The sequence below is a fragment of the Pseudodesulfovibrio piezophilus C1TLV30 genome (assembly GCF_000341895.1).
In the GTDB taxonomy this organism is placed as follows: domain Bacteria; phylum Desulfobacterota; class Desulfovibrionia; order Desulfovibrionales; family Desulfovibrionaceae; genus Pseudodesulfovibrio; species Pseudodesulfovibrio piezophilus.
Genome location: NC_020409.1, coordinates 1,474,614 through 1,496,309, shown reverse-complemented (window position 1 = coordinate 1,496,309; position 21,696 = coordinate 1,474,614). Strand labels below are relative to the sequence as shown.

The following is a 21,696-nucleotide window of genomic DNA, read 5'->3' as shown; positions in this document are numbered from 1 at the left end:
ATGTAATTTCAATGGCGACCACAGCACCCAGCCTTCATGACATAATTGAGAATGAACGGATTCTCACCTATTTTCAACCGCAGGTCTCGCTCAAGCGCAAGGCTGTCATCGGGTTGGAAGCCTTGAGTCGGGGATTTGACCCAGAGAGTGGCGAGCTTATACCTCCTACGTCTTTATTTGATCAGGCTCGGGACGGGGTGTCCCGTCTTGCTCTTGATCGGGTCTGCCGGACAAAGGCTGTGGAATCATTTGCAACGCTTCATCGTCGTGACAAAAGTGTCATGCTTTCCATGAATATCGATGCGTCCTGCATCAACAGCATGACTCGCGGGTCCAATCATCTGCTTGAACTCGTCAAGCGTTGTGGGATCAGCCCGAACAATGTCATTATAGAAATCATTGAATCGCGATGCGAAGATGAAAATGCGCTTATGGAGTTCGTTCGATTCTATCGTAAAAAGAACTTTCTCATCGGGCTGGATGATGTCGGCGCGGGCTACTCTAATCTGGATCGGATCCCATTGCTCAAGCCGGACATCATCAAGCTTGACCGATCTCTTGTTTCCGGAGTGGATAAACAGTTCCACAAGCTGGAGGTTGTGCGCAGTTTTGTGCAGATGTCGAGCCGCCTTGGCTGTCTGGTACTTGCCGAGGGAGTGGAAACAAGCAATGAAGCCATGTGTCTGCTTGGCAATGGTATTGATATCTTTCAGGGATTCTTTTTTGCCCGGCCAGCACCGGGCCTGTCAGCAGTTCCGTGTATGGCCAACAAGATTGATGCTCTTGCAGAAAAATACAGGGATAATCAGACCCGCCGTATTGCAGAGGAAAAACAGCTTTTTTCCGGATTCTACCATATTGTACTCACGATGTGTCAAAGCCTGGCAAACCGTCCATCCCGTGAAATTGACCATCGCTTGTCTGAATTTATAGCGAATTATCCAAATGTTGAGTGCCTCTATGTGCTTGATATGCAGGGCAGGCAGGTTTCAAATACCATATGCAATCCTGACAAGCTTCGTAAAAGCAAGCGGTTCCTCTATGAACCGGCCCGAATTGGCGCAGATCACTCACTCAAGGAGTACTTTCTGCCAATCCAGGCCGGGCTTGAGAAGTTTACAACTCCTCCTTATATATCGATGGCTTCGGGTAATCTTTGCACCACCATCGCTCAGGTTTTTTACCATAAAGGCAGTCGGGATCACCGTATCCTTTGCGTGGATATGGGGCGACAAAACTCAGACTCCTGCGGGGCATCATCAGCTGAGTCAGGTTGAGGACTTTCGAGCGATCAGTAGGAGGCTCTGTCCGTCAACGCCAGTGAATGTGTGTTCCATCTGTCCGAACCCAGTCTTGAGCAAGGCGTCTTCCAATTCCGCACGAGCGATGAAGTGGGTGTCGTAGCCGAGCAGTCTTGTCAGCAGTTCCACATTGGTCTTGTACAATTCAGATGCGCCGCCTTCAGGGGCGAAATGTTGGCTGACGAGGCATCCTCCAGTTTTCAGGGCATTCTTGGCCATTGTGAAAATCGAGTGCAAATCGTCCTTGCAGCCGTACAGTATATGGGAGAAGAAAATCAGGTCATAGGAGTCCCGGGGTAACGCGTCTGCGCGAAGATCAAACTCGGTGCACGTCAGCCTGTCGGCAAAACCCCTGTCTTTGCAGCGTTGGGAGGCGGCTGAAACAACTGCCGGAAAGTCGTAGAGAGTGCTTTTCAAGTCAGGGTTTCGTTCCAAAAGTTCCATGGAATACTGCCCATGGTTGCCGCCGACGTCTGCCATGCTGCGAAAAGAAGGGAATTCCGGGAGTGCTGCCAGGTATGCTGTTGTTCCTTGTATCTGACCGTTCAGTGCATGTTGATAGGTTCCCAGCATTGTTTCGTACTCCCCCCAATTTTCATCCACCTCATTCCGTTTGAGCGATCCCTCCTTCAGGATGTTTCTAAAACCTTGTCGCATTGTCTCGTTGAATCGGGCTTGCATGGTCATGGCCGCTCCCTGAAAAAGAGGGGAGGAGCTTACCATGTATTCTTGAGCCATGAGGCTATTGGCGTACTCAGTACCGGGGTGTTCAAGAAGTTTCTTGGTGACCAGTACGTCAAGCAGTGCTTCAAGAGGCTTTTCTTTCAACCCCAGTTTTTCGGCAAGACCATGAGCCGTGAGAGGAGCCTCGTTCAAATGGTCGAAAATGCCTAACTCGATGGAATCGAGAATTGCGTGGGCACTGACAGCTTCCATCAGGGTGTTTTCGATCGGGGCCAGGGATGCTTTTGGATTGGGAAAAGACATAAAAACCTCCTTTAAGGGGTTAGTAGCTATACTCTTCAAGTAAAAAAAATTACAGGGAATACGTACTCATCCAGGCGTCCATTTTGTGACAGAGTTCTTTGAAAAATGCGTATTTTTCCGGGTCAAGATTTGCGATGTAATCAAAAAAATCTTTGTCGTGTTCCATATGAAACCGCATATGACCCTCGTGGGCTTTTAGGCCGAGTTCTGTGGGGATGATTTGGTGCTTTGATAGATTGTCAGGATCTGTCTCACGATAGGCGAGGCCTTTTTTAATAAGTTTGCTGACCAATTGCGACATGGCACCTTTTGTTACTCCCGAGGATTCGGCCAACTCGGTGATGCTCATCGGTCCTCGCTCACACAGTCGCTCAACAGTATGTATCTCAGCGGGGAAAATATTGATCCCAACGCCGAAATCCATAGGGCGCTTGCTGATCTGAGTAAATCGCATGAACGTTTTTGTCAGTAAGTTCATTTCCGGGGTCATGTCTTTTATGGTGCGCATAGGTTATGTGTATAGTAGCTAAACTCTTTGGTCAATAAAAAAGGTGGACGCAGAGCGCCCACCTTGGAGTGGTAGAGAGTTTTTAGATTTTGCAGGCTGTGCGTAGGTCGTCGACAGCATCGGTTTTTTCCCAGGTGAATTCAGGCAGTTCACGGCCAAAGTGACCATAGTTGGTGGATGCCTGAAAAATTGGCCGACGCAGATTCAGGCGCTCTAGGATGTAATAGGGGCGCATGTCAAATACTTCGGTGACAGCTTTGGTCAGCTGTTCATCTGTGACTTTTCCTGTTCCGCGAGAGCAAACAACCACGGAAACCGGGTTTGCCACACCAATGGCGTAGGCAATCTGCACTTCGCATTGGTCAGCCAGGCCTGCGGCCACGACGTTTTTGGCAACGTAGCGGGCCATGTATGCGCCGGAGCGGTCAACCTTGGATGGATCTTTACCGGAAAATGCTCCGCCGCCATGTGCACCAGCGCCACCATAGGTGTCATTGATGATCTTGCGTCCGGTCAGCCCGCAGTCTCCCACAGGGCCACCGATAACAAACCGTCCGGTCGGGTTGATGTAGGTCTTGAGTTTGTCGTCGATCAGGTCTTCAGGCAGGGTCTTGAGGATGACTTCCTTGAAAATATCCTCTTGCAGATCCTTCAGTTCAATGCCTTCGGCATGCTGGGACGAGACAACGACGTTGTCGATACGCACGGGTTTCCCGTTATCGAATTCAACGCAGACCTGTGTTTTGCCATCAGGGCGCAGGTAGTCAAGAATTCCTTCCTTGCGGACCTGAGTCAGACGTTTGGAAAGCTGGTGGGCGTAGTAGATAGGAGTCGGCATCAATGTTGGCGTTTCGTTGGTGGCAAATCCGAACATCATGCCCTGATCGCCAGCACCCTGTTCTTCCGGCTTGGTACGATCGACACCTTGAGCAATATCCGGGGACTGTTTGTCTATGGATGAGATGACTGCGCAGGTTTGCCAGTCAAAGCCCATGGTATCGGCACTGTTATAGCCGATATCCTTGATAGTGTTACGAACAATGTCAGGAAAATCGGCATAGGCCGTAGTGGATATTTCCCCGGCGATGAACGCCATACCGGTCGTGACCAATGTTTCGCATGCCACACGAGCCATAGGATCTTGGCCGATGATGGCATCCAGTATTGCATCGGAAATCTGGTCGGCAACTTTATCGGGGTGACCTTCGGTCACGGATTCGGAAGTAAACAGGTATTTGCCTTCGATCTGCATTGAATCCTCCTAACAGATTCTTTCCGGCCGGTGTCGCCTGTCCCTCTTGGGAGTGATGTCCTCCACGCTCGGGAGGGACAGTGCAGCCAGAACTTTGAAGTGTCCGTTGTAACTATTTTGTCATACCAATTAGAAATCGAGAGTAATGTCGCACTCCAGAAATTCGTCGACAGTGTTGTCCTTGCCCGCAATCACGACCTTGGGCTTGTAGCTCAGGGCTTCTTCTTCGCTGAACCATGCATAGCTTGCGATGATGACCCGCTGTCCGACCTGCCCTTTGTGAGCTGCTGCGCCATTGAGACAAATCTCGCCAGGCTCACCAGGAATGGCGTACGTTGTCAGTCGCTCCCCGTTGTCCAGGTTGTAGACATCTATTTTTTCGTAGGGGATCAGGCCGACAGCCTTCATCAGGCTGCTGTCGATAGATAAACTCCCTCGGTATTCAAGCTTTGCACAGGTAATGGTTGCGCCATGGATTTTGGCACTGAGAAAACATCGTTGAGCCACAGTCTTCAAACCTCTATCAAAATGTTGTCGATGAGCCGGGCCTTTCCGAGTCTGATGGCTACAGCAACCAGAGTCGACGAACTGATGGTTTCCACCGGTTCGATGTCGGCAGGGTCCACGGCCTCTATGTAGTCGACCTTGCCCGTGGGCAGGGTGGCCGCATATTCCTCTTGCAGAAAATGTTTGATCAATGCCGCGTTGCGTTCTCCGTCCCGGACCTTTGAAATGACTTTGAGCAGCCCCTGTCGGATCGCCGGAGCGACATCTCTCTCATCTTTCGTGAGATACGCGTTCCGGGAACTCATGGCAAGGCCATCTGGTTCCCGCACTATCTCATGCCCGATAATTTCGACCGGTATATTCAAATCCCGCACCATCCGGCGGATTATGGCTAGCTGTTGCCAATCTTTTTGGCCGAAAACCGCGATTTCCGGTTGGGTGAGCATGAAAAGTTTGGTCACAACAGTGCAAACCCCACGGAAATGTCCTTGGCGGGAAGCCCCGCAGAGATTGCTCCCCAGAGCAGGGACATCTATCCATGTGGCATGGTTTTCGTGGTACATTGATTGAGGAGCCGGGGCGAAAAGGACATCAACCCCCTGTGCTTCTGCTTTGGAGCAATCCCCGTCAAAATCGTGGGGATATTTATCCAGATCTTCGTTCTCCCCGAACTGAGTCGGATTGAGAAAAAGACTGACCACCAGCTTGTCGCATAGTCCACGAGCCTGCCGCATCAGGGCTTGGTGTCCGTCATGGAAGAATCCCATGGTTGGGACAAGGCCTACTTTCAGACCTTGGTTCCGCCAGGCGAAGCATTGTTCTTGGAGTGAGTTCAGGTTTTTTATAATTTTCATGATCCCTCTATGTTCTCTGTGGAACTGACAGGCTTGCTGTCATTAGTCAAGAAAAATTTCTATATCTGGATACATTGATATAGTCCTGAAAAAGAATTGATATCCTTTTCAGGGGAACACGTATTTATGCCGAAAGTCGGAACTTTTGTTTGAGTTAAATTCGACCCCGATGTATTCTCCGGCATTATGAGGACGATAAAAGACATCTTTTCTAACGGTTCCCTTTCTTTCACTCCGCAGGAGCTGATTGATTTCGAGCATACGATCAAAGATTGTATAGCTGAATTCCTGCCTTTCACCTCCTACAGCCTGTTTTTTCCAAGAGATCATCCGGGCACGCCGATTCCTGAACCCGAGTTCAGGGTGGCGGACAGGGAATTGATTCTTCCGCTTGTTTTTCAAGGGCGGATGCTCTGCTATTTTATAGCTAAGGGAGTGAAGCTCAAGGCTCCGGGGACAGCCCCCAAATATATCATGGCCCTTGCCAGTTCCGTCCTGGAAAAGATCGCCTTGTATAAAAAAAGTGTCACCGATCCTCTGACCGGATTGTTTTCGCGTGATTATTTTATGGATGAATTGGAGAAATCCATTGATCAGGTACAGGGATGCATAGAGACCGGCAGTTGCCCTACGGACATGGAAGCAGCAGAAGTGGACGTCGCCTTTTCCGGCACACTGGGGGTTCTGTTTCTTGATCTTGATGGTTTTCAATGGATCAACGAGCATTATGGGTATCTCAAGGGAGATGACATTCTTTCGGAAGTTGGTCGTCTGCTTGATCTGGTCTGCCCGAAATATACAACTGTTGCCCGCTTTTCCAACGACAAATTTGCCATCCTGGTGCCGGATGCCAAGCCCAGAGCAAGTTTTCAGCTTTCCGAAGTTATTCGGTCGGGTATCGGTAAGTTGTCTTTTACCGATGATATAACCAACGACACCATTAGTATTTCCGGTTCTGTTGGGTTTGTTAATTATCCGCAGGGTTTGGAAGGCGCTCAGTTTCGAAGAACTGCCTCGGAGCAGGCCCGCATGTTGGTCCGTAAGGCGCGTAAGGGTGTGGCTGTGGCCAAAGATCAAGGGCGCAACCGGGTCTTTGGGTATGCGGATATTCTCTCCAAGGGAGGCCGTGTTCTCGAAGTGCTTCCAATGAACCGGATGCTCGTCTCTCTCGGCGAAACGACCGGGGCCAAGGTCGGGCAGCGATTTCTTGTCCGTTCCCCCAAGTCCGGAACGGCAACGTCCGCATCACTGACTGAGGATGAGCGCATAGTCGGGCGCTATCCCGCCATGTACAAAGGGGAGATCGTCCTTGTGGAAGTACAGGATGAAATCGCTTTTGCTGAAGTCTTGCATCTGGGTGATGCCACAACGACCCTGGTGGCAGGGGACCGCTTGAAATTGGTTTCAGGCGACGATTCGCTTTTTATCGATCTTGGAGCCAAGGATGAAGAAACACATCGGGATGTCGCGACCAGGCTCTATAGCTACAGTGATTTTATAGCCAATTTTGCTTCGGCTCGCCTTGCTCCGGAAACCTTCGGGCTTTCCCTTCTCCGGGTGCTCGACCAACCTTCGGACACCGGGGAGCGGTATCAGGAAGCAATGGAACAGATGGTGTCCGATATTGCGACCCTGGCTCGAGGCGCATTCAACGAGAGCGCGCTTGGCGGGCGTTATGGCCTGAACGGCATGGTTTTCTTTCAGGAGGGTGTGGATGCCGAAATCATACGCCGACAATCTTTGGAAATTGAGCGGTTGGCAAAGGATACATTCGGACTTCGTGTCGCAGTGGGAGCAGCAGTGTATCCTTTCCTCAAATTCAGTCGTTCGGATATTTTGGAGAATTGTCGGAAGGCATTAGAGCATGCTCTACTACTCCCTGAACCGCGTGTGGCTGTCTTTGACTCCATTTCCTTGAATCTTTCAGCGGATCGACGCTTCATGGATGGTGATGTCTACGGCGCGATTGAAGAATTCAAGTTGGCTCTGCTTGACGATGAAAACAACTTGTTGGCTCGTAATTCACTTGGAATATGTTTTGCCCAATTGGGACGATTCGAGGATGCCCGCAAACATTTCGAAGGGGTTTTGCAGTTTGAAGAAAAAGATATGCTTGCTCTCTACAACCTTGGCTGGGCCAATCATCGGCTTGGAGATTTGGAAAAAGCCGAACAAGCGTATCGCGAATGCCTCAAAATAGAGCCGAACCATGTGTATTCATTGATGAGGCTGGGGACTATCGAGGAGAATGGAGGCTTTTTCGACAAGGCCAGTTCCTTGTATAAAAGGGCCGCGGATTTACCCGGAGGTGAACGCATGGTGCTTCGCCCCCTTGCCCGTGTGTCCTATCGCCTTGGTGATATTGAAGCGACACGGGAGTATTTGCATCTGGCTCTCAATGCTGATCACAACGATCATCAGGCTATGCATATGCTTGCCAAGCTTTATTTGGATAAAGGTGAAGATCCACAGATTGCTGAAGTCCTGGCTCGTCAGTCCGCTGCTTTGTCTCCCGGCAAGGATGCCTATTGGGATGTCCTGGTCGAAGCGTTGGAGGCTCAAGGGAAAGGAGAGGAGGCGATAAAAGTGGCTGCTCGGGCTGCCGGATAATCTTTGTATATCACCTGGTTTGCACTCCGCATATGGTGATGCGGATCGTGATGGTGGGAAAAATGAAACCGGAGGCACTGATCAGTGCCTCCGGTTTTTCGTTGACCTGAGGAAGGCGGGTTAAAATCGTTCGTATTCGTCCATGCTATCGGCAAAGGCACTCATGGGAGGGGCTGGTATAGCCAGAGTGCCTGGGGGCGCAGACTGGGAGTTATAAGGACGTTGTGAAGGCTGGTCTTTGACCTTGAAGTAGCCGATGACACCTCGCAAATGATCGGCCTGCGCCGCCAGTTCTTCGGCAGTGGAAGAAAGCTCTTCCGATGCGCTGGCATTTTGTTGGACCACTGTGTCCATCTGTGCAACGGCATGGATAATCATATCGCTGCCGTGCTGCTGTTCATCACTTGATGCGGAAATTTCTTCGAGATGTTCGGCTGTTGCGGAGATATCGGGAACCATATGGTGCAGTATCTGTCCGGCCTGGGATGCCACATGTTGGCTTGCGGCAGAGACTTCACCAATTTCGGCAGCGGCTTCCCCGGACTTTTCAGCCAGTTTTCGAACTTCGGCGGCAACGACGGCAAACCCCTTGCCGTGTTCTCCAGCTCGGGCGGCTTCGATAGCCGCGTTTAACGCCAGGAGGTTTGTTTGCCGAGCAATCTCTTCGATTATGGTAATCTTGCCAGCTATTTGATTCATTGCTTCCACTGTTTCCGTGACGGATTTGCCTCCGCGCGCAGCTTCTTGCGCGGCTGCTGTCGCTGTTTGAGAAGTGGCCCTGGCGTTTTCGGCATTCTGGGTGATGTTGCTTGCCATCTGTTCCATCGCAGCCATGGTTTCTTCAACGCTGGCAGCCTGTTCGGTTGCTCCCTGGCTCAGGGTCAATGATGAGGATGAAAGAGCGGCACTACCATCTGCTACGTGACTTGCGCTGTTCTGGATTTCTCCGACAATTTCACGCAGCTTGTCACCCATGGTGTTGAGTACGGAACCCAACTCTTCAAATTCATCATGCACGGCATGTTTATATATTTTGCAGGCTCGACAATCGAGTCCTTTAAGTGCTTTCGGGCAATGAGGGTCGGCATTGAATGATCCTGCCTCAACCCAACAGTAGGCGTCTTTGCCATATGAGCGGCAGTCTTGCTGGCCGCAGCCAACTTTTTCGCCACAGTTGACTGCTTTGCCCATGGGAATATAGTTGACGTCCAGATTGCCAAGGTTCAGTTCCTTCAGAACATTGGCAACTCGTTTGACTGCACCTGTTACGTATGAGCCAAGCCAGATGCCGAGGACGGCAGCGAGAGCCAGGGAAAAGACGCCGATACCCCATGCCCATGTGCGAAGCGATTGAAAAATCTGAAGGTTTTTTGTGGACGCTGAGTCCATTACTGCGCCTGTTTTCCAGTAGATAAGCCCAATGAAACAGCCGGTGGTGACGAGAGCTAAAAAGCCACTCAATGCACCTACTTTGTATCCAACTCTCATTGTATTGTTCCCTCTCTATTGCATGTGTTGTCATGACTGCCTACCGCCATAGAGCCACAAAGCACTGTGCAGTTGACCTTCCTACAAGCATTTTCTACCATGTAGGTAGGAATACCACGTAACGTTCTCTGATTATTATTACAAGCATATTTTATCCCGATACTCGGAGTTCTCTAAGCTCCAAGAGTGATAATAGTATTCACTTGTATGAGAAGAACCGAGGCGTGTATTGTGTAAAAGTTGTGTTGAACTGGATATGAAAAGTGCTGTTTTGGGTGGAATGCAGGCATCTATAGAGTGAGCCTGTGAAGCAGCAAATTCATTACTGCATCAATAAAAGAGGGGATGGGGAAGTACGAGGTCGTTACAACAGCTCTTCAGGGGGATGGGACCTGTTGAAGGAATGTTATGGAGCGCGGTTTGAAGCCATATTTGGCATAAAACGAGTGTGCTTTTTCATTGCCATAGATGACATTGACTGATTTAGAATGAGCGCCGTTGGATTCCATCCAGGCAAGAGCCGCTTGCATAAGCCCTTCACCCAGCCGTAAGCCTCTGTATGCCTCAAGTATGAATATGGACTCGATTTCACCATGACTTTCACATATCGAGACTGCACAATATCCTACTCGGCGTTCATTGACATAGCCGAGGAAGATACGAACGACCCCTTGCTCCGCCTTATGGTGTAAAGCCTTTCTGCGTTGGGCAAAGCTTGTGGATTCGAAAAGATGGCTGAAGTGAGGAGAAATCGTGGCATGGTGCTGGTTCAACTCTTCCCAGAGAGGCTGGATATCTTCCACTCTTTCGATTCCGATTTCCGATATGGAGAATTGAGGCATCCTAGAATTCCATTAACCCCAGTGGGTCCAGTTCGTTTTCTTCTTCCCGTCTGAAACAGGCAATATCGAAGAAAAGGTCCTTGCGAATCTCGATAAGTCGCCACAGTCCGCCTGTGCCAAAGGAATTCCATAGTTCGGTTTCAATGCCCTGTCGGATCTTGAATTCGAGTGCGTCTACATGGGGTTCCGAGCCTTCCAAGTGAGTCTGCATGAGTGGAACAAGCCCACAAGTCACATGTTGGACATCAATAATTTCCGGAGTATTTTTCTTTTCATTCACAACTATTTTCCTATGCAGAACGAGTCAAAGATCGCATTAAGTACTTCATTTGAGGTGATCTCTCCTGTCATGCCAGACAGAAGATCACATGCGGATTCCAACCGAACGCTGAGCAGATCGTAAGGGATACCGAGTGCCGTGTCTTGCTCAAGCCCTTCAAGTTCTTCAAGAGCGTGTCTCAGGAGAGCGGCCTGCCGGGCGTTGGGAGCAAGCTCATCTGGATCAGGCTGCCCGGCTCCCTGAAGGATTCGTTCTCGGATACGCTCACAGAGTCTATCGATATCTGTTCCCTGCTTTGCCGAAACTGTGACGGATTCTATGTTGGATGCCAAGAGTGGCACTGCATTCCCTGAATTGAAGAGGGGAAGGTCCGCTTTGTTGAGAACGACCAATGTTTTTTCCGGGTCCAAAGATTCGGCAGTTTCAAGCGCATCTGCGGGGAGAGGGATTGTTCCGTCGATCATGAAAAGGACAAGGTCGGCTTTATCCATAAGTTCTCGGCCGATTTTGAGTCCTGCTGCTTCGATGGCATCATCAGTCTTTCTCAGACCCGCTGTGTCGGTCAGTCGAATATTCAGTCCGTTGAGATTGATGGTTTCTTCCAGATAGTCACGCGTGGTCCCTGGCTGGTCTGTCACGATGGCTCTATTGCGGCCAAGCAACGCATTCATCATACTGGATTTGCCTGCATTGACACGGCCGACAAGAACCACCAGAGCGCCTTCGCGCCAGGCTTTGGTTCTGTCCACGGCGGAAAGGAGCAGGGTTATTTCATTTCTGACCTGCGCAGATGTCTGCTGCAGTTCTTCAGGAGAAAGACATTCCACTTCATCATCAGGGAAATCCACTGCCACGACGAGTTGTGCACGGAGAAATTCCAAGCGAGTTCTCAGTTCACGTATTTTTTTGCCCAAAACTCCTGAAAGTTTCACTTGGGCAAGGTGCATGGCAGCTTTTGTCGGGGCATGGATCATTTCGGCAACAGCTTCTGCTTGCGTCAGATCCATACGACCATTCATGAAGGCTCGGTAAGTAAATTCTCCGCGTTCAGCCAGCCTTGCCCCCTGATGAAGTATCTCATGAAGTACGGCTGCCAAAATAGCTCGCCCGCCGTGGCAGTTGATTTCCACGACATCTTCACCGGTGTATGAGTTGGGGCCAGGCATGAAGGCAGTCAGGACATCGTCGATCTCATGTCCATGTCCATCCAGAATATGTCCATAATGTAAATGGTATGGGATGAAATCCACAAAGGTATGGCTTCCAGGGCGAAAGACTGTGGCTGCAAAAGCACGGGCGTCTTTGCCACTTATACGGATAATTCCGACACCGCCGTCTCCGGGCGGTGTCGCAATGGCGGCAATAGTGTCGCCTACAAATTTAGGGTCAAGCATGTGGGTCTTTTACAGTAAGCTTATTGGAAAGGCAAAAGGTGAAAGATAAATAAAAGAGCGAAGCAGGGTGCATTTATACCGTAATTGCATCAGGATGCTTGTCAAAAATAAAATGGCCGATTGAATGTTCAACCGGCCATTTTTTCTAGTCAAAATGGATCTATCGCCAGATTTATCTATCTTCTGGGGCGATTTTCATTCTTGCGGCTTTTAGGGACAATCAGCACGCGCTTCATGGGACCGTCGCCCTTGGAGCGTGTAAAGACCTCCTCGTTCTCCTGGAGCGCCAAGTGAATGACCCGGCGATGATAGGAGGAGAGAGGCTTGGTCGATTGGGTGCGGCCAAGATCACTGGCCTTTTCTGCTAAATGCTGCGCAATCTGGCGTAGTTTATCGTCCTGGCGTTCACGGTAATCCCCAGTATCAACCTGGATGCGAACAGAGGCTTCCATTTTGCGGGATACAAGACGGTTGACCAAATATTGCAGGGAAGACAGTGTCTGCCCCTCACGGCCGATAAGAAGTCCACTATTCTCTTCATCATCTATAAAGACTTTGACACGGTCCGACTCGATAGTGACTTTGAGGGGAGTTTCACCGACTATGGGACGGAGTAGTTCGGACATGATTTCAGTCGTGGCACTTTCCAGGACTGCCGGATCAAAATCTTCCATGTTGGCGCGTGGTCTTTCTTCGACCTGTGCACCCTCACGGGGTTGACGCTCACGAGGTTTGCGTTCTCGACGCGGGCGTTCTTCCCGAGCTTGAGGCTCACGAGATTGCCTGTCGTTGCGGGCACGTGGCTCACGTGGTTTCTTTTCACGCGGCTTGCGCTCACGCGGCTTGCGTGATTGCTTTGGTGAGGATTTTTGCGGGTCAACATTGCCATTGACTGCGTTGTCGAGGGCTTCCAGGTCGACTTCCGGTTCCATCACATTGCCGTTGATCTTGTTATCAAGTTCGTCAAGATCAACTTCCGGGGCCAGAGCATTACCTGGGTCAACTTTCTGTTTTTTGGGTTGAGGCTGAGCTTTGGGTGCCTGCTTCGCTTTTGGCGCAGCTTGCGGCTTTGGGCTTGCCTTTGGTTGTGTCCGCTCTTCCCCATTGAGGATGTCGGTGGTGTTGACCTGAGCACGGGGGCGGGCCTGAACTTTGGCCTTTTTCACTCCCATGATGCCGAAGATGCCTGACGAGCCGCCTGCGAGGATTTCTATTTCCAGGCGGTCACGCTTGAGATTGAAGTAATCGCAGGCACTTTCGATGGCTTCGTCCAGATCTTTTCCCTGGAATTCTTTGAAGTCACTCATAGTACATTCCTTTTCATGCCGGGGTGAAATGGCCCCCCGGAGGCGTTAATCGTTTTGTGCTGCTGCTTTGGTTTTGTTTGCCCGAGCGATCATGAGTTGCTGACCAATGGACAGGAGGTTGTTGAGCAACCAGTAGATGACCAAGCCTGACGGGAACTGCAGGAACATGAAGGTGAAAACCAGAGGCATGATGAGCATGATTTTCTGCTGGGTCGGGTCGCCGGCACTCGGGGTCATTCGCTGTTGCAGGAACATGGAAGCGCCCATGATGATTGGCGAGATGTAATACGGGTCCTTTGCAGACAAGTCGGCAAGCCAGGGCAGGTCGGTAAACGGCAGGTGAGCTATAAAAGGCGCATGCCTGAGTTCAACTGCTCCGAGCAGAGCCTTGTAGAGGCCGAAGAAGACCGGGATCTGTACGACCATGGGCAGACAGCCTCCCATGGGGTTGACCTTGTAGGTCTTATACAGGGCCATGGTCTCCTGGTTGAGACGTTGTTTGTCATCACCATATTTCTCGCGCAGTTTGGCGACCATGGGTTGCAGTTTTTTCATCTGCTCCATGGAACCGTAGCTTTTCTGGGAAAGTGGCCAGAAGATGAGTTTGATGACGAGGGTGAGAAGGATAATGGCGACGCCATAGTTGCCGACATAGTCATAGAAGAAGTTCAGACCTATGAGCATGGGCTTGGCAAGAAAATCGAACCAGCCGAAATTGATGGCATCGCCGAGTTGATGAGGCATCTTGGCGAGCATCTGACGGTTTGTGGGCCCGAGAAAGTAAGAAGCCTTGAATGATTTGGCAACATTGGGGACAAAAGTTGCCTTCTGATTGACCGCCATGCGGAAAACATCGTCCTGGTATCCTGCGGACAGGGAAGTGTCGTTGTTTTCCGGGACAATGGCAAACATGAAATAGTTAGATTCGATAACACCCCATTTTAGGCCGTCAGTTGCGGTCAAGCCTTCTTTCTGGAGATCCTCACGATCACTTTCTTCCTTCCGGGTCTCACTGTTCTCGTACGCTATCTTGGTCGGATTGTAGCGGTTGCCGTCAGCAGACATGGATTTGGCCGCTGCTGTGAAGGAGACAGAGCCATCAACACCAGTGGTATTCAGGTTGGTGACAGTGGTATTTTCTTCGATGAGATAGGTGTCTGCATGGAATGTCAGAACTCTCTGAATGCGGTAGCCATGGACATCGCCGGTGAAAGTCAGGGTTTTTGTGCCATCAGTTTCGGATAAAGCGATATCGTTTCCATCAAAGGCCCACTGGCCGTATTTCCATGTATGAACCTGATCATCTCCACCACGGGAAAGAAACAAGCCCAGCGGTCCTTTGGCATACGCATTGTTACCGATGAGATCCACGTTGAATGAATCCGGCTTAATGGTATCTTTGTACTGCTTGAGAATAAATTTTTCGAGGATACCGCCCTGGGAATTGAATATTGCGGTATAAAGAGGAGTATCCACCGTGACGGAAACGCCTTCGGTGGGGATGAAGTCAGGAGTTGGAATGGCTGCCTGGGCTGCCTGCGGAGCGACGCTTTCCTGAGTGAGCGCGGCGGTCTGTTTTTCGGCTTCGGCGGCTCTTCTGGCCGTTTCAGCTTGTTCTTGGGCAGATGGAGCCATGAAGTACTGCCATCCGAAGATGACGATGGCGCTTAATGCCATTGCAACTACAAGGCGGATTTTCTCCTGCTTGTCCATGAAATGATTCTCGCTTTTAATTGGGGATCTGGCCAAACGGCCGGTACGGGGTCGTAGCCCCCGTTACAAAAAGGCTGGCAACGAAGGAGACGCCAAGACGCGAGAAGGGTTCCCTTGAAGGCTCCATGGAGGATAACAGCTTCCTTCGCGTACTCCGAGCACGACGGAACGAACCTGCATGCTCTGGGCAGCAAGGGAGAGATGAGTTTTTGGTAAAACCAAATGAGCGCTAATACTGGTCTGCGCATCATTTCCTCTCTAAGAGGCCGCCGCTTCCGCACAGATGCGGGTAAAAAGCGGGGTGAACTCTTCTTTGGTGAGGGCGAGTGTCAGCTGCCTGGCCTCAAGGTTCCGTTTGGGAACAACGACAATGTCCAGAGGCAGTTCAAAGTCAAATTGATGCAGCCGGAAGTACTCGCGCACTACCCTTTTTATCCGGTTGCGCGCCACTGCATTTCCCATCTTCTTGCTCACGGTGAGACCAAGGCGTAGTCCGCCTTGGTCTTCATTGCGTCGATGAATGAACAGGATGAAATTTCGGGTGAAATATTTCCTGCCCCGTTCGTAACATTCCGTGAAAGCGGGACTTTTGAGCAGTCGGCGCTCCTTGTTCCAAGCTAGACGGCTAATCTCTTGCGACCTTTTGCGCGACGGCGGCGAAGCACTGCCCGTCCGTTTTTGGTGCGAGAGCGCACCAGGAAACCGTGGGTTCTTTTGCGACGGCATTTGCTGGGCTGGTAAGTACGTTTCATATCACTATCTCCTGAGAGTAAAATTTCGCTGTAAAAGCTCCGTAGAACGGAAGCATATAACCGGGTCGATGTCGCTCGTCAAGTTCTAATTGGTGACAATCCCGTGGGAAGTGCTTCTCGGAGCCCTTTCTCGCGGCAGGGAATTCTGCTACAAGTTTTTGCGATGAATGGCGAGGATTTTTATCGCGATTCCGGTGAAATGTTTTTCGAACCAAGGCCATAATCATTATAAAAGCGAATGGAGATACCATGGACAAGCCAATCGAAACTTTCTGGGATATTCATCTTCGTGATCTGAAGATCAAACTCGAAAAAAATGGATTTGATACCTATCTTGTCGAGTCTGCGGAAGACGCAAAGACAGTGGTTCTGGAAGAAATATTGCCTGCAAGCAAGGCCAGAACCGTTTCCTGGGGTGGGTCTGAAACATTCGTGGCGACAGGGCTTTACGAAATCCTGCGCGATTCAGAAGAATTTGAATCCCTGGATGCGTGGGATGACAGTCTGTCAAATGACGAAAGATATGAGTTGCGTCGGCAGGCTCTTCTTGTAGACTGTTATTTTTCAGGGACCAATGCAGTTACCGAGGAAGGCCATCTCGTCAATCTTGACATGATAGGCAATCGGACAGGGGCGCTCGTTTTTGGTCCCAGAAATGTGGTCGTCTTTATTTCGAGAAACAAGGTCGTGCCTGATCTCTCCAGGGCCATGGACCGGATCAAAGAATTTGCAGCCCCTACCAATGCCATGCGGTTGGATATGAAGACTCCGTGTGTAAAGACAGGATACTGTATGGACTGCAACTCTCCCCAGCGCATTTGTAATGTGTGGACCGTGACGGAAAAATCTTTTCCCAAAGGGCGCATTAAAGTTGTTTTGATCAATGAAGACCTTGGTCTGTAACCTGTGGAAAACGTGTTCCTAAACATGTTCTTAAGCTGTTACTTCTTAATCATAACTCTCAGGAGTCATTGTCATTGAAGGAAAAATATCTTTCCACAAGGCGAACATATCGAGAGAGTGTGCGTCCGCATGATGGGGAGGTTCGATTTCAGGTCGCAGTGGAGCAGACGGATCTGCTCATTGTGGCGCAGGAAGATTTACGTCATGAAATCGCTTCTTTCGTCTTTCAGGTTCGCGGTGAGATCAAGAATTGGATTCTGTTTCACCCCGAGTTTGCGGAAAGTCTTTCGCCTGTGATTGTCGATGATGGTGCTCCTGAGATCATTCGGGCCATGGCCCAGGCTGCGGCTTTGTGCGACGTTGGGCCAATGGCTGCCGTCGCCGGAGCTGTTGCTCAGGCTGTGGGGGATTTCTTTTCCCCTCGGACCCCTAATATTTTGGTCGAAAATGGTGGAGATACTTATCTTCATTCCACCCGCGAGCGTGTCGTTGCCCTGCTTGCCGAGCCAGATTCCGGGGCGGTGGTCGGTCTTGGTATCGAGGCTGAAGCATTCCCTGTTGCGGTGTGTGCTTCCAGTGCCACGATCGGACATTCTCTTAGTCTTGGTGCTGGTGATCTCGTGGCTGTTCGGGCACAGGATGCGCGGCTTGCAGATGCCGCTGCCACGGCGCTTTGCAATATGCTTCGCAGTGAGGCTGATATTGCTTCAGTCCTTGAGAGGGCTCAGATATTGGCTGAGTTCGGCGTGGAAGGGGTCTTTGCCCAATATAACAAAAAAATAGCTGCCTGGGGCAATGTGGAACTTGTGGCATTGAATTAAACGGGTCAACGTGAAATTGTGACCGAAAAATCGGCTTATCTGCTGCTTCGCTTTTCCTACTTTTCATGTTTGTTGGACAGACTTTTGTTTCTTTCTCTTTTCTGAAAAAGGGGGAGTTTTCAGATGGCCTATCCCGTGAATCTTTTACCGATCATGTGCGGGAAGGGGGGGCGCTCCTTCATTGAGGGAAGAGGGGTGACCGGTCAACAGGAAGCAGCTTCCAAGTGAGCTTGTTCTGCTCAATTCTTGCGGGTCAGGACTTCCCGGAGCAGGTTGCGTTCCCTGAGTCGAATAATGCGGGTATCGTTTCGGTCCCGGCCAACGACGAGGAGTTTTTGATCAGCGAGGCCGTGGATATAGCTTTCGATATTCTCCGGTGTGGTGACAAAGGTATCCGCCAATGATTTGACTGTGGTGTCATATTTGATTTTCATCACCCCGTTTATGGCAAAGAGGTCAAGGGTACGGACAACACCCATGCCGATAGACGGAACTTTCATGGCTTTTTTGGTGGTTGATTTGAGTCGGCTGACTAGAACGGTTATGATAGCAGAGATAACCTTTGGGGATTCGTTCATGAACTGAAGCAGGTCGTTCTTGGTGACGACGATGACTTTGGAATCCTCCAGAGCAATGGCAGTGGCCGTGCGGATTCCCTCGTCCAGCACAAGCGCCATTTCTCCAAAAATTGAAATGGGGGTGAGTACTGCAAACACTTTTTTGTGCCCTTCCATGATTCCTGAAATTTCTATTTTCCCCTCCGTGAGTATATAGGCCGCATCACCACTTGTCCCCTCATTGAAGATAACGTTGTGTTTGAGAACACTGCGCATCAGGTAGTTCCCTCGGGAGACCTGTTTCATCTGAATGGACTGTTGGGCCATGATTCCCTCTTTGGGGGGTGGGTGGAAATCTTCCTCCCGACTTCGGGCAGGTTGAATATTCGTCTATCGGGAGTCAGTCGCCTTGGAAAGGACACTCTCAACCTTAGCGATCATTCCTTTGGTCCTGTTGCGCCTGCTGTCTGCTTTGATCGTCAGGTAGATGCGGTCGCAATCCTGTTCCAGTTCCCGGTAGCAGCGGTCGACAACCTGCATGACCTTTGACCATTCGCCCTCAATGCATGTCCCCATGGGGCCAAGCTGGTATGAAAGGCCGGACGATTTGATGATGGATATGACGCGAGCTACATACGGGCTCAGACTGAGTCCTTCCTTATCCATGGGGAATATGGAGAGTTCGACAATGACGCTCATGAGTGTGCTCCGATTATTGGATTGTAATGAGATTGGATGTGGTCAAGGTGGTATTACGGCGTGTGCCGGGACCATTGATCAGGCACCAGACTGCCGCTTGTTCCGTGTATAACGATGCACCAGAAAGACAGTCTACCGGGATGATGACGGACAGTCCGCGCATGGCAGCTCCTGTTGCCGTATGCAAAACCGCTCCATGGGCTGCTGTTCCGGTGATGATGACAGTGTTTATTTTCTTTATTTTCAGGATGGCCTCAAGGTCCGTGTGGTAAAATTTATTCACTCCTGAGCTGACTATCGGATCTCCGGGAGCAGGAAGAACTTCAGGCAGGATTGGTGTTGGTCTGGCTATTTGACTATAGATCACCGGCATGGCCTGGGCTCGTGCCGATTTCATGAGTGCGGCGATATGTGGAACAGTCTCCAGGCACCGTGGACGTTGTTCTATGTCACAAGTGCGTTCCTCAATATCAAGAATCAGCAAGGCGGTGTGGTGTGCATCTACCGTCACCGGGAAGACTTTGGGCACGGGTGGAGGGGGTGCCTTGGTCCAGAGTTCAATGATTGTCGAGCCGGCTTGGGCTTTTGACCATGCTAACAGCGTGATGGCTGTCATGAAGAAAATGACTTTTCTCAGCATCGTTGTTTCCTCCGGTAAAGAAGTCACAGGGACATGTTTGAGTCTCTACCGTGCTATGATGTCAGCGGTCTGTCAATGATGTCCTTGCTCCTTGCAGAATCAATTTGATCTGGAGAAACCGATGGCGAGCAGGTCGAGGAAACGATTCATCATGCGGTGTGCGTGGAGGGTCGGTGGTGATTGGGAGAGAAGGCCGCGCTCGGCGAGCAAAGAGAAAATCAAAGGAAGGGCGCGGGAATGGGCTAATCCTTCTCCGGAAAAAGAGGCCAGGGCACCGCCAACGTCTGCTGGGTGAATGACAACCTCGTGCCTTGCATCGGATGAATAGAGGGCGGCACATTGGTGTGGCGCAGAAGTCACAAGGTACTGTCGACAGGCGACAGGGCGATGTGGATGGATCGAACAGGAGTTCTCTTCGAGAAAAGGGCAGGGAATGGCGAGACGCCAATAGTGTTTTTTCAAGTCCAGGAGCTTGTGCTGGTCATGCACATCGCGGGTGTATGCCTGGGCGAGTTTCGAGACAAGTCCCGCTTTGTCCAATCGGGCAATCCCCTGATTAAAGCGGTTTATGACGCGGGAGCGTCTCCCTTTGGGCATATTTCTGACGACCGTTGCAATATGGACGGCTTCGTACTCGCTGATCGGGACAAGCTGGTTGCAGCAAATGCCACAGCCTGGACCACATTGAACGGTGTTTCCAGACAGGGCAAGAGCCTTGCATGTCTGTGTGATCATGGCATCGGTTATCTGATAAATATGGGGCACCAGCTCAAAGGGGGAGAGGGTCTTGTCAGGGAGGTCCAACTCTAACCGAACGGGAGCACCAATTCCGAAATCGAGTATGTATGGCGTTGCCGAATGACGTTTCATGGGGAGTTTCTTGGGTGTCCTGAATGTCCTGAGGAGAGTCCTCTTTTTGCCAGTATTCATTGATTGCTCAATCAGTGGGAACTCGTTTCCCGTTGGAGGGTTCAATGCATCTAGCGTGCCGATACGTTTGAAAGTTTTTTATAGTTGCCTATTGATTTTGTCAGTGATCCGAGATACGAATTTCTTAATTAATTTTTCCGGGGGGTTATAGCACGAACTCGGGAAAAGAATGTCAAAAATGGCACGTTTATCGTATTCGTGCTATTTGATGTTGGTTAGGTCCGAGTTCGGGCAGGTGTCCGACGGTCGCGGGTGGGGATAACGGTGTTCACCACTCGTGACAGACTCATTTTATTACGGAGGTGTTCTATGAAATTTTCCGTAGGTCATGGCAGGGACGGAGCCGTGGAACGGCTGGAAAAGCGCGGCGTCACTCGTCGTGATTTCATGAAGTTCTGCGGAACCGTGGCCGCAGTGATGGGCATGGGACCGGCTTTCGCTCCGAAAGTCGCCGAAGCCCTCACCGCAGATACCAGGCCTGATGTCGTTTGGTTGCACAATGCAGAATGTACTGGGTGTTCCGAATCTATTTTGAGAACCGTGGAACCCTACATTGATGCTCTCATCCTGGATTATATCTCGCTGAATTACCATGAGACCATCATGGCTGCCGCCGGTCACGCTGCCGAGGAAGCCCTGTGGGAAACTGTGGAGAAAGGCGCGTACGTTGCTGTCATCGAAGGTGGTGTTCCCACTGCCGTGGCCGGAACGGCCAACGAGCCTGGCGCTCATGGTAAAGTCGGTGGCCATACCATGTATGAAAACACCACCAAGGTTGTTGAAAAAGCATTGGCCACAATCACTTACGGTACCTGTGCTTCCTATGGCGGCGTTCAGAAGGCCGCACCGAATCCGACCGGAACCAAAGGCGTCGGCGAGCTGTACCCCGGCAAGCCTATTGTCAATGTTCCCGGTTGTCCCCCGAATCCATTCTCCCTGGTCGGTACCATCGTGTACTATGTGACCAAGGGTATCCCCGAACTCGACGATGTTGGTCGTCCGGTCGCTTTCTATGGCGAGACCGTTCACGACAACTGTCCTCGTCAGGAATTCTTCGATATGGACCAGTTCGCTCCGTCCTTCGGTTCAGAAGAAGCCCGCAAGGGGTGGTGTCTGCGCAAGCTCGGTTGCCGTGGTCCCGAGACCTTCAACAACTGCCCGACAGTGAAGTTCAATCAGTACAATTGGCCCGTCCAGGCCGGTCATCCCTGCATCGGCTGTTCTCAGCCTGATTTCTGGGATGGTGCCGATTGGGATGGCGAAGCTCACATGTACGCCGATCTGACCGACTTCTAGTCTCTGGTCCGATACGCTTCACTTAAGCAGACGCAAATCAGAATTCATTCCAAGG

The 21,696-nt window shown here is 50.8% G+C and carries 23 protein-coding genes; 5 read left to right on the top strand and 18 right to left on the bottom strand.

Annotation, left to right across the window (positions count from 1 at the left end; translation table 11 throughout):
• The first annotated feature begins 11 nt into the window (after nt 1-11).
• On the top strand, nt 12-1,277 hold the full coding sequence (locus BN4_RS07195; protein WP_041720787.1) for an EAL domain-containing protein: 1,266 nt from the start codon (nt 12-14) through the stop codon (nt 1,275-1,277).
• On the opposite strand, the gene BN4_RS07190 is transcribed toward BN4_RS07195, so the two are convergent.
• The 5 genes from BN4_RS07190 to panC all read right to left on the bottom strand — a co-directional run bounded on the left by BN4_RS07190 (nt 1,269) and on the right by panC (nt 5,409).
• Entirely contained in the window at nt 1,269-2,288 is a 1,020-nt protein-coding gene (locus BN4_RS07190) for a methyltransferase (protein ID WP_015414713.1), read from the bottom strand. The two genes, BN4_RS07195 and BN4_RS07190, sit on opposite strands and share 9 nt — an antisense overlap.
• Before the next feature lie 49 nt (nt 2,289-2,337).
• Entirely contained in the window at nt 2,338-2,796 is a 459-nt protein-coding gene (locus BN4_RS07185) for a MarR family winged helix-turn-helix transcriptional regulator (protein ID WP_015414712.1), read from the bottom strand.
• Between the two features lie 82 nt (nt 2,797-2,878).
• Complete coding sequence (gene metK / locus BN4_RS07180; protein WP_015414711.1) at nt 2,879-4,048, bottom strand: methionine adenosyltransferase; 1,170 nt, start codon at nt 4,046-4,048, stop codon at nt 2,879-2,881.
• Nucleotides 4,049-4,177: 129 nt separating this feature from the next.
• On the bottom strand, nt 4,178-4,555 hold the full coding sequence (gene panD, locus BN4_RS07175; RefSeq protein ID WP_041720786.1) for an aspartate 1-decarboxylase: 378 nt from the start codon (nt 4,553-4,555) through the stop codon (nt 4,178-4,180).
• A 5-nt stretch (nt 4,556-4,560) separates the two neighbouring features.
• Nucleotides 4,561-5,409, bottom strand: coding sequence for a pantoate--beta-alanine ligase (panC, locus tag BN4_RS07170; RefSeq protein WP_015414709.1), 849 nt, complete (start codon nt 5,407-5,409; stop codon nt 4,561-4,563).
• Nucleotides 5,410-5,595: 186 nt separating this feature from the next.
• Between panC and BN4_RS07165 the strand changes: the two genes are divergently transcribed.
• On the top strand, nt 5,596-8,019 hold the full coding sequence (locus BN4_RS07165) for a tetratricopeptide repeat-containing diguanylate cyclase (RefSeq protein WP_015414707.1): 2,424 nt from the start codon (nt 5,596-5,598) through the stop codon (nt 8,017-8,019).
• Between the two features lie 120 nt (nt 8,020-8,139).
• On the opposite strand, the gene BN4_RS18320 is transcribed toward BN4_RS07165, so the two are convergent.
• From BN4_RS18320 to rpmH, 9 genes are all read right to left on the bottom strand, one after another.
• Entirely contained in the window at nt 8,140-9,507 is a 1,368-nt protein-coding gene (locus tag BN4_RS18320) for a methyl-accepting chemotaxis protein (RefSeq protein ID WP_015414706.1), read from the bottom strand.
• Between the two features lie 377 nt (nt 9,508-9,884).
• Complete coding sequence (locus tag BN4_RS07155; protein WP_015414705.1) at nt 9,885-10,349, bottom strand: GNAT family N-acetyltransferase; 465 nt, start codon at nt 10,347-10,349, stop codon at nt 9,885-9,887.
• 1 nt (nt 10,350) lies between these two features.
• The gene (locus BN4_RS07150) at nt 10,351-10,629 is read right to left on the bottom strand and encodes a hypothetical protein (RefSeq protein ID WP_015414704.1); all 279 of its coding nucleotides are present in this window, start codon (nt 10,627-10,629) and stop codon (nt 10,351-10,353) included.
• Between the two features lie 2 nt (nt 10,630-10,631).
• A complete protein-coding gene (mnmE, locus tag BN4_RS07145) occupies nt 10,632-12,023 on the bottom strand; it encodes a tRNA uridine-5-carboxymethylaminomethyl(34) synthesis GTPase MnmE (RefSeq protein WP_015414703.1) in 1,392 nt (463 codons plus the stop codon).
• Between the two features lie 176 nt (nt 12,024-12,199).
• Nucleotides 12,200-13,330, bottom strand: a complete 1,131-nt coding sequence (locus BN4_RS07140; RefSeq protein ID WP_015414702.1) for a Jag family protein — start codon at nt 13,328-13,330, stop codon at nt 12,200-12,202.
• Nucleotides 13,331-13,375: 45 nt separating this feature from the next.
• Nucleotides 13,376-15,043, bottom strand: a complete 1,668-nt coding sequence (gene yidC / locus BN4_RS07135; protein ID WP_015414701.1) for a membrane protein insertase YidC — start codon at nt 15,041-15,043, stop codon at nt 13,376-13,378.
• Complete coding sequence (gene yidD / locus BN4_RS17530) at nt 15,013-15,294, bottom strand: membrane protein insertion efficiency factor YidD (protein ID WP_083863084.1); 282 nt, start codon at nt 15,292-15,294, stop codon at nt 15,013-15,015. Before yidD ends, yidC begins: the two co-directional genes overlap by 31 nt.
• Before the next feature lie 7 nt (nt 15,295-15,301).
• Nucleotides 15,302-15,673 carry a ribonuclease P protein component gene (rnpA, locus tag BN4_RS07130; RefSeq protein ID WP_041720781.1) on the bottom strand — a complete coding sequence of 124 codons (372 nt, stop codon included), beginning with the start codon at nt 15,671-15,673 and terminating at the stop codon, nt 15,302-15,304.
• On the bottom strand, nt 15,661-15,795 hold the full coding sequence (gene rpmH / locus BN4_RS17695; protein WP_097012604.1) for a 50S ribosomal protein L34: 135 nt from the start codon (nt 15,793-15,795) through the stop codon (nt 15,661-15,663). Before rpmH ends, rnpA begins: the two co-directional genes overlap by 13 nt.
• A gap of 249 nt (nt 15,796-16,044) precedes the next feature.
• Between rpmH and BN4_RS07125 the strand changes: the two genes are divergently transcribed.
• Nucleotides 16,045-16,698 carry a lactate utilization protein gene (locus BN4_RS07125; RefSeq protein ID WP_015414699.1) on the top strand — a complete coding sequence of 218 codons (654 nt, stop codon included), beginning with the start codon at nt 16,045-16,047 and terminating at the stop codon, nt 16,696-16,698.
• Between the two features lie 74 nt (nt 16,699-16,772).
• Nucleotides 16,773-17,519 carry a UPF0280 family protein gene (locus BN4_RS07120; RefSeq protein ID WP_015414698.1) on the top strand — a complete coding sequence of 249 codons (747 nt, stop codon included), beginning with the start codon at nt 16,773-16,775 and terminating at the stop codon, nt 17,517-17,519.
• Between the two features lie 239 nt (nt 17,520-17,758).
• On the opposite strand, the gene BN4_RS07115 is transcribed toward BN4_RS07120, so the two are convergent.
• The 4 genes from BN4_RS07115 to BN4_RS07100 all read right to left on the bottom strand — a co-directional run bounded on the left by BN4_RS07115 (nt 17,759) and on the right by BN4_RS07100 (nt 20,345).
• The gene (locus BN4_RS07115; RefSeq protein ID WP_015414697.1) at nt 17,759-18,403 is read right to left on the bottom strand and encodes a Crp/Fnr family transcriptional regulator; all 645 of its coding nucleotides are present in this window, start codon (nt 18,401-18,403) and stop codon (nt 17,759-17,761) included.
• 63 nt (nt 18,404-18,466) lie between these two features.
• On the bottom strand, nt 18,467-18,775 hold the full coding sequence (locus BN4_RS07110) for an MTH1187 family thiamine-binding protein (RefSeq protein WP_015414696.1): 309 nt from the start codon (nt 18,773-18,775) through the stop codon (nt 18,467-18,469).
• A 13-nt stretch (nt 18,776-18,788) separates the two neighbouring features.
• Complete coding sequence (locus BN4_RS07105) at nt 18,789-19,415, bottom strand: cysteine hydrolase family protein (protein ID WP_015414695.1); 627 nt, start codon at nt 19,413-19,415, stop codon at nt 18,789-18,791.
• Nucleotides 19,416-19,514: 99 nt separating this feature from the next.
• Complete coding sequence (locus BN4_RS07100) at nt 19,515-20,345, bottom strand: YkgJ family cysteine cluster protein (RefSeq protein WP_015414694.1); 831 nt, start codon at nt 20,343-20,345, stop codon at nt 19,515-19,517.
• Between the two features lie 309 nt (nt 20,346-20,654).
• Between BN4_RS07100 and BN4_RS07095 the strand changes: the two genes are divergently transcribed.
• Entirely contained in the window at nt 20,655-21,641 is a 987-nt protein-coding gene (locus BN4_RS07095) for a hydrogenase small subunit (protein ID WP_015414693.1), read from the top strand.
• Nucleotides 21,642-21,696 lie beyond the last annotated feature (55 nt).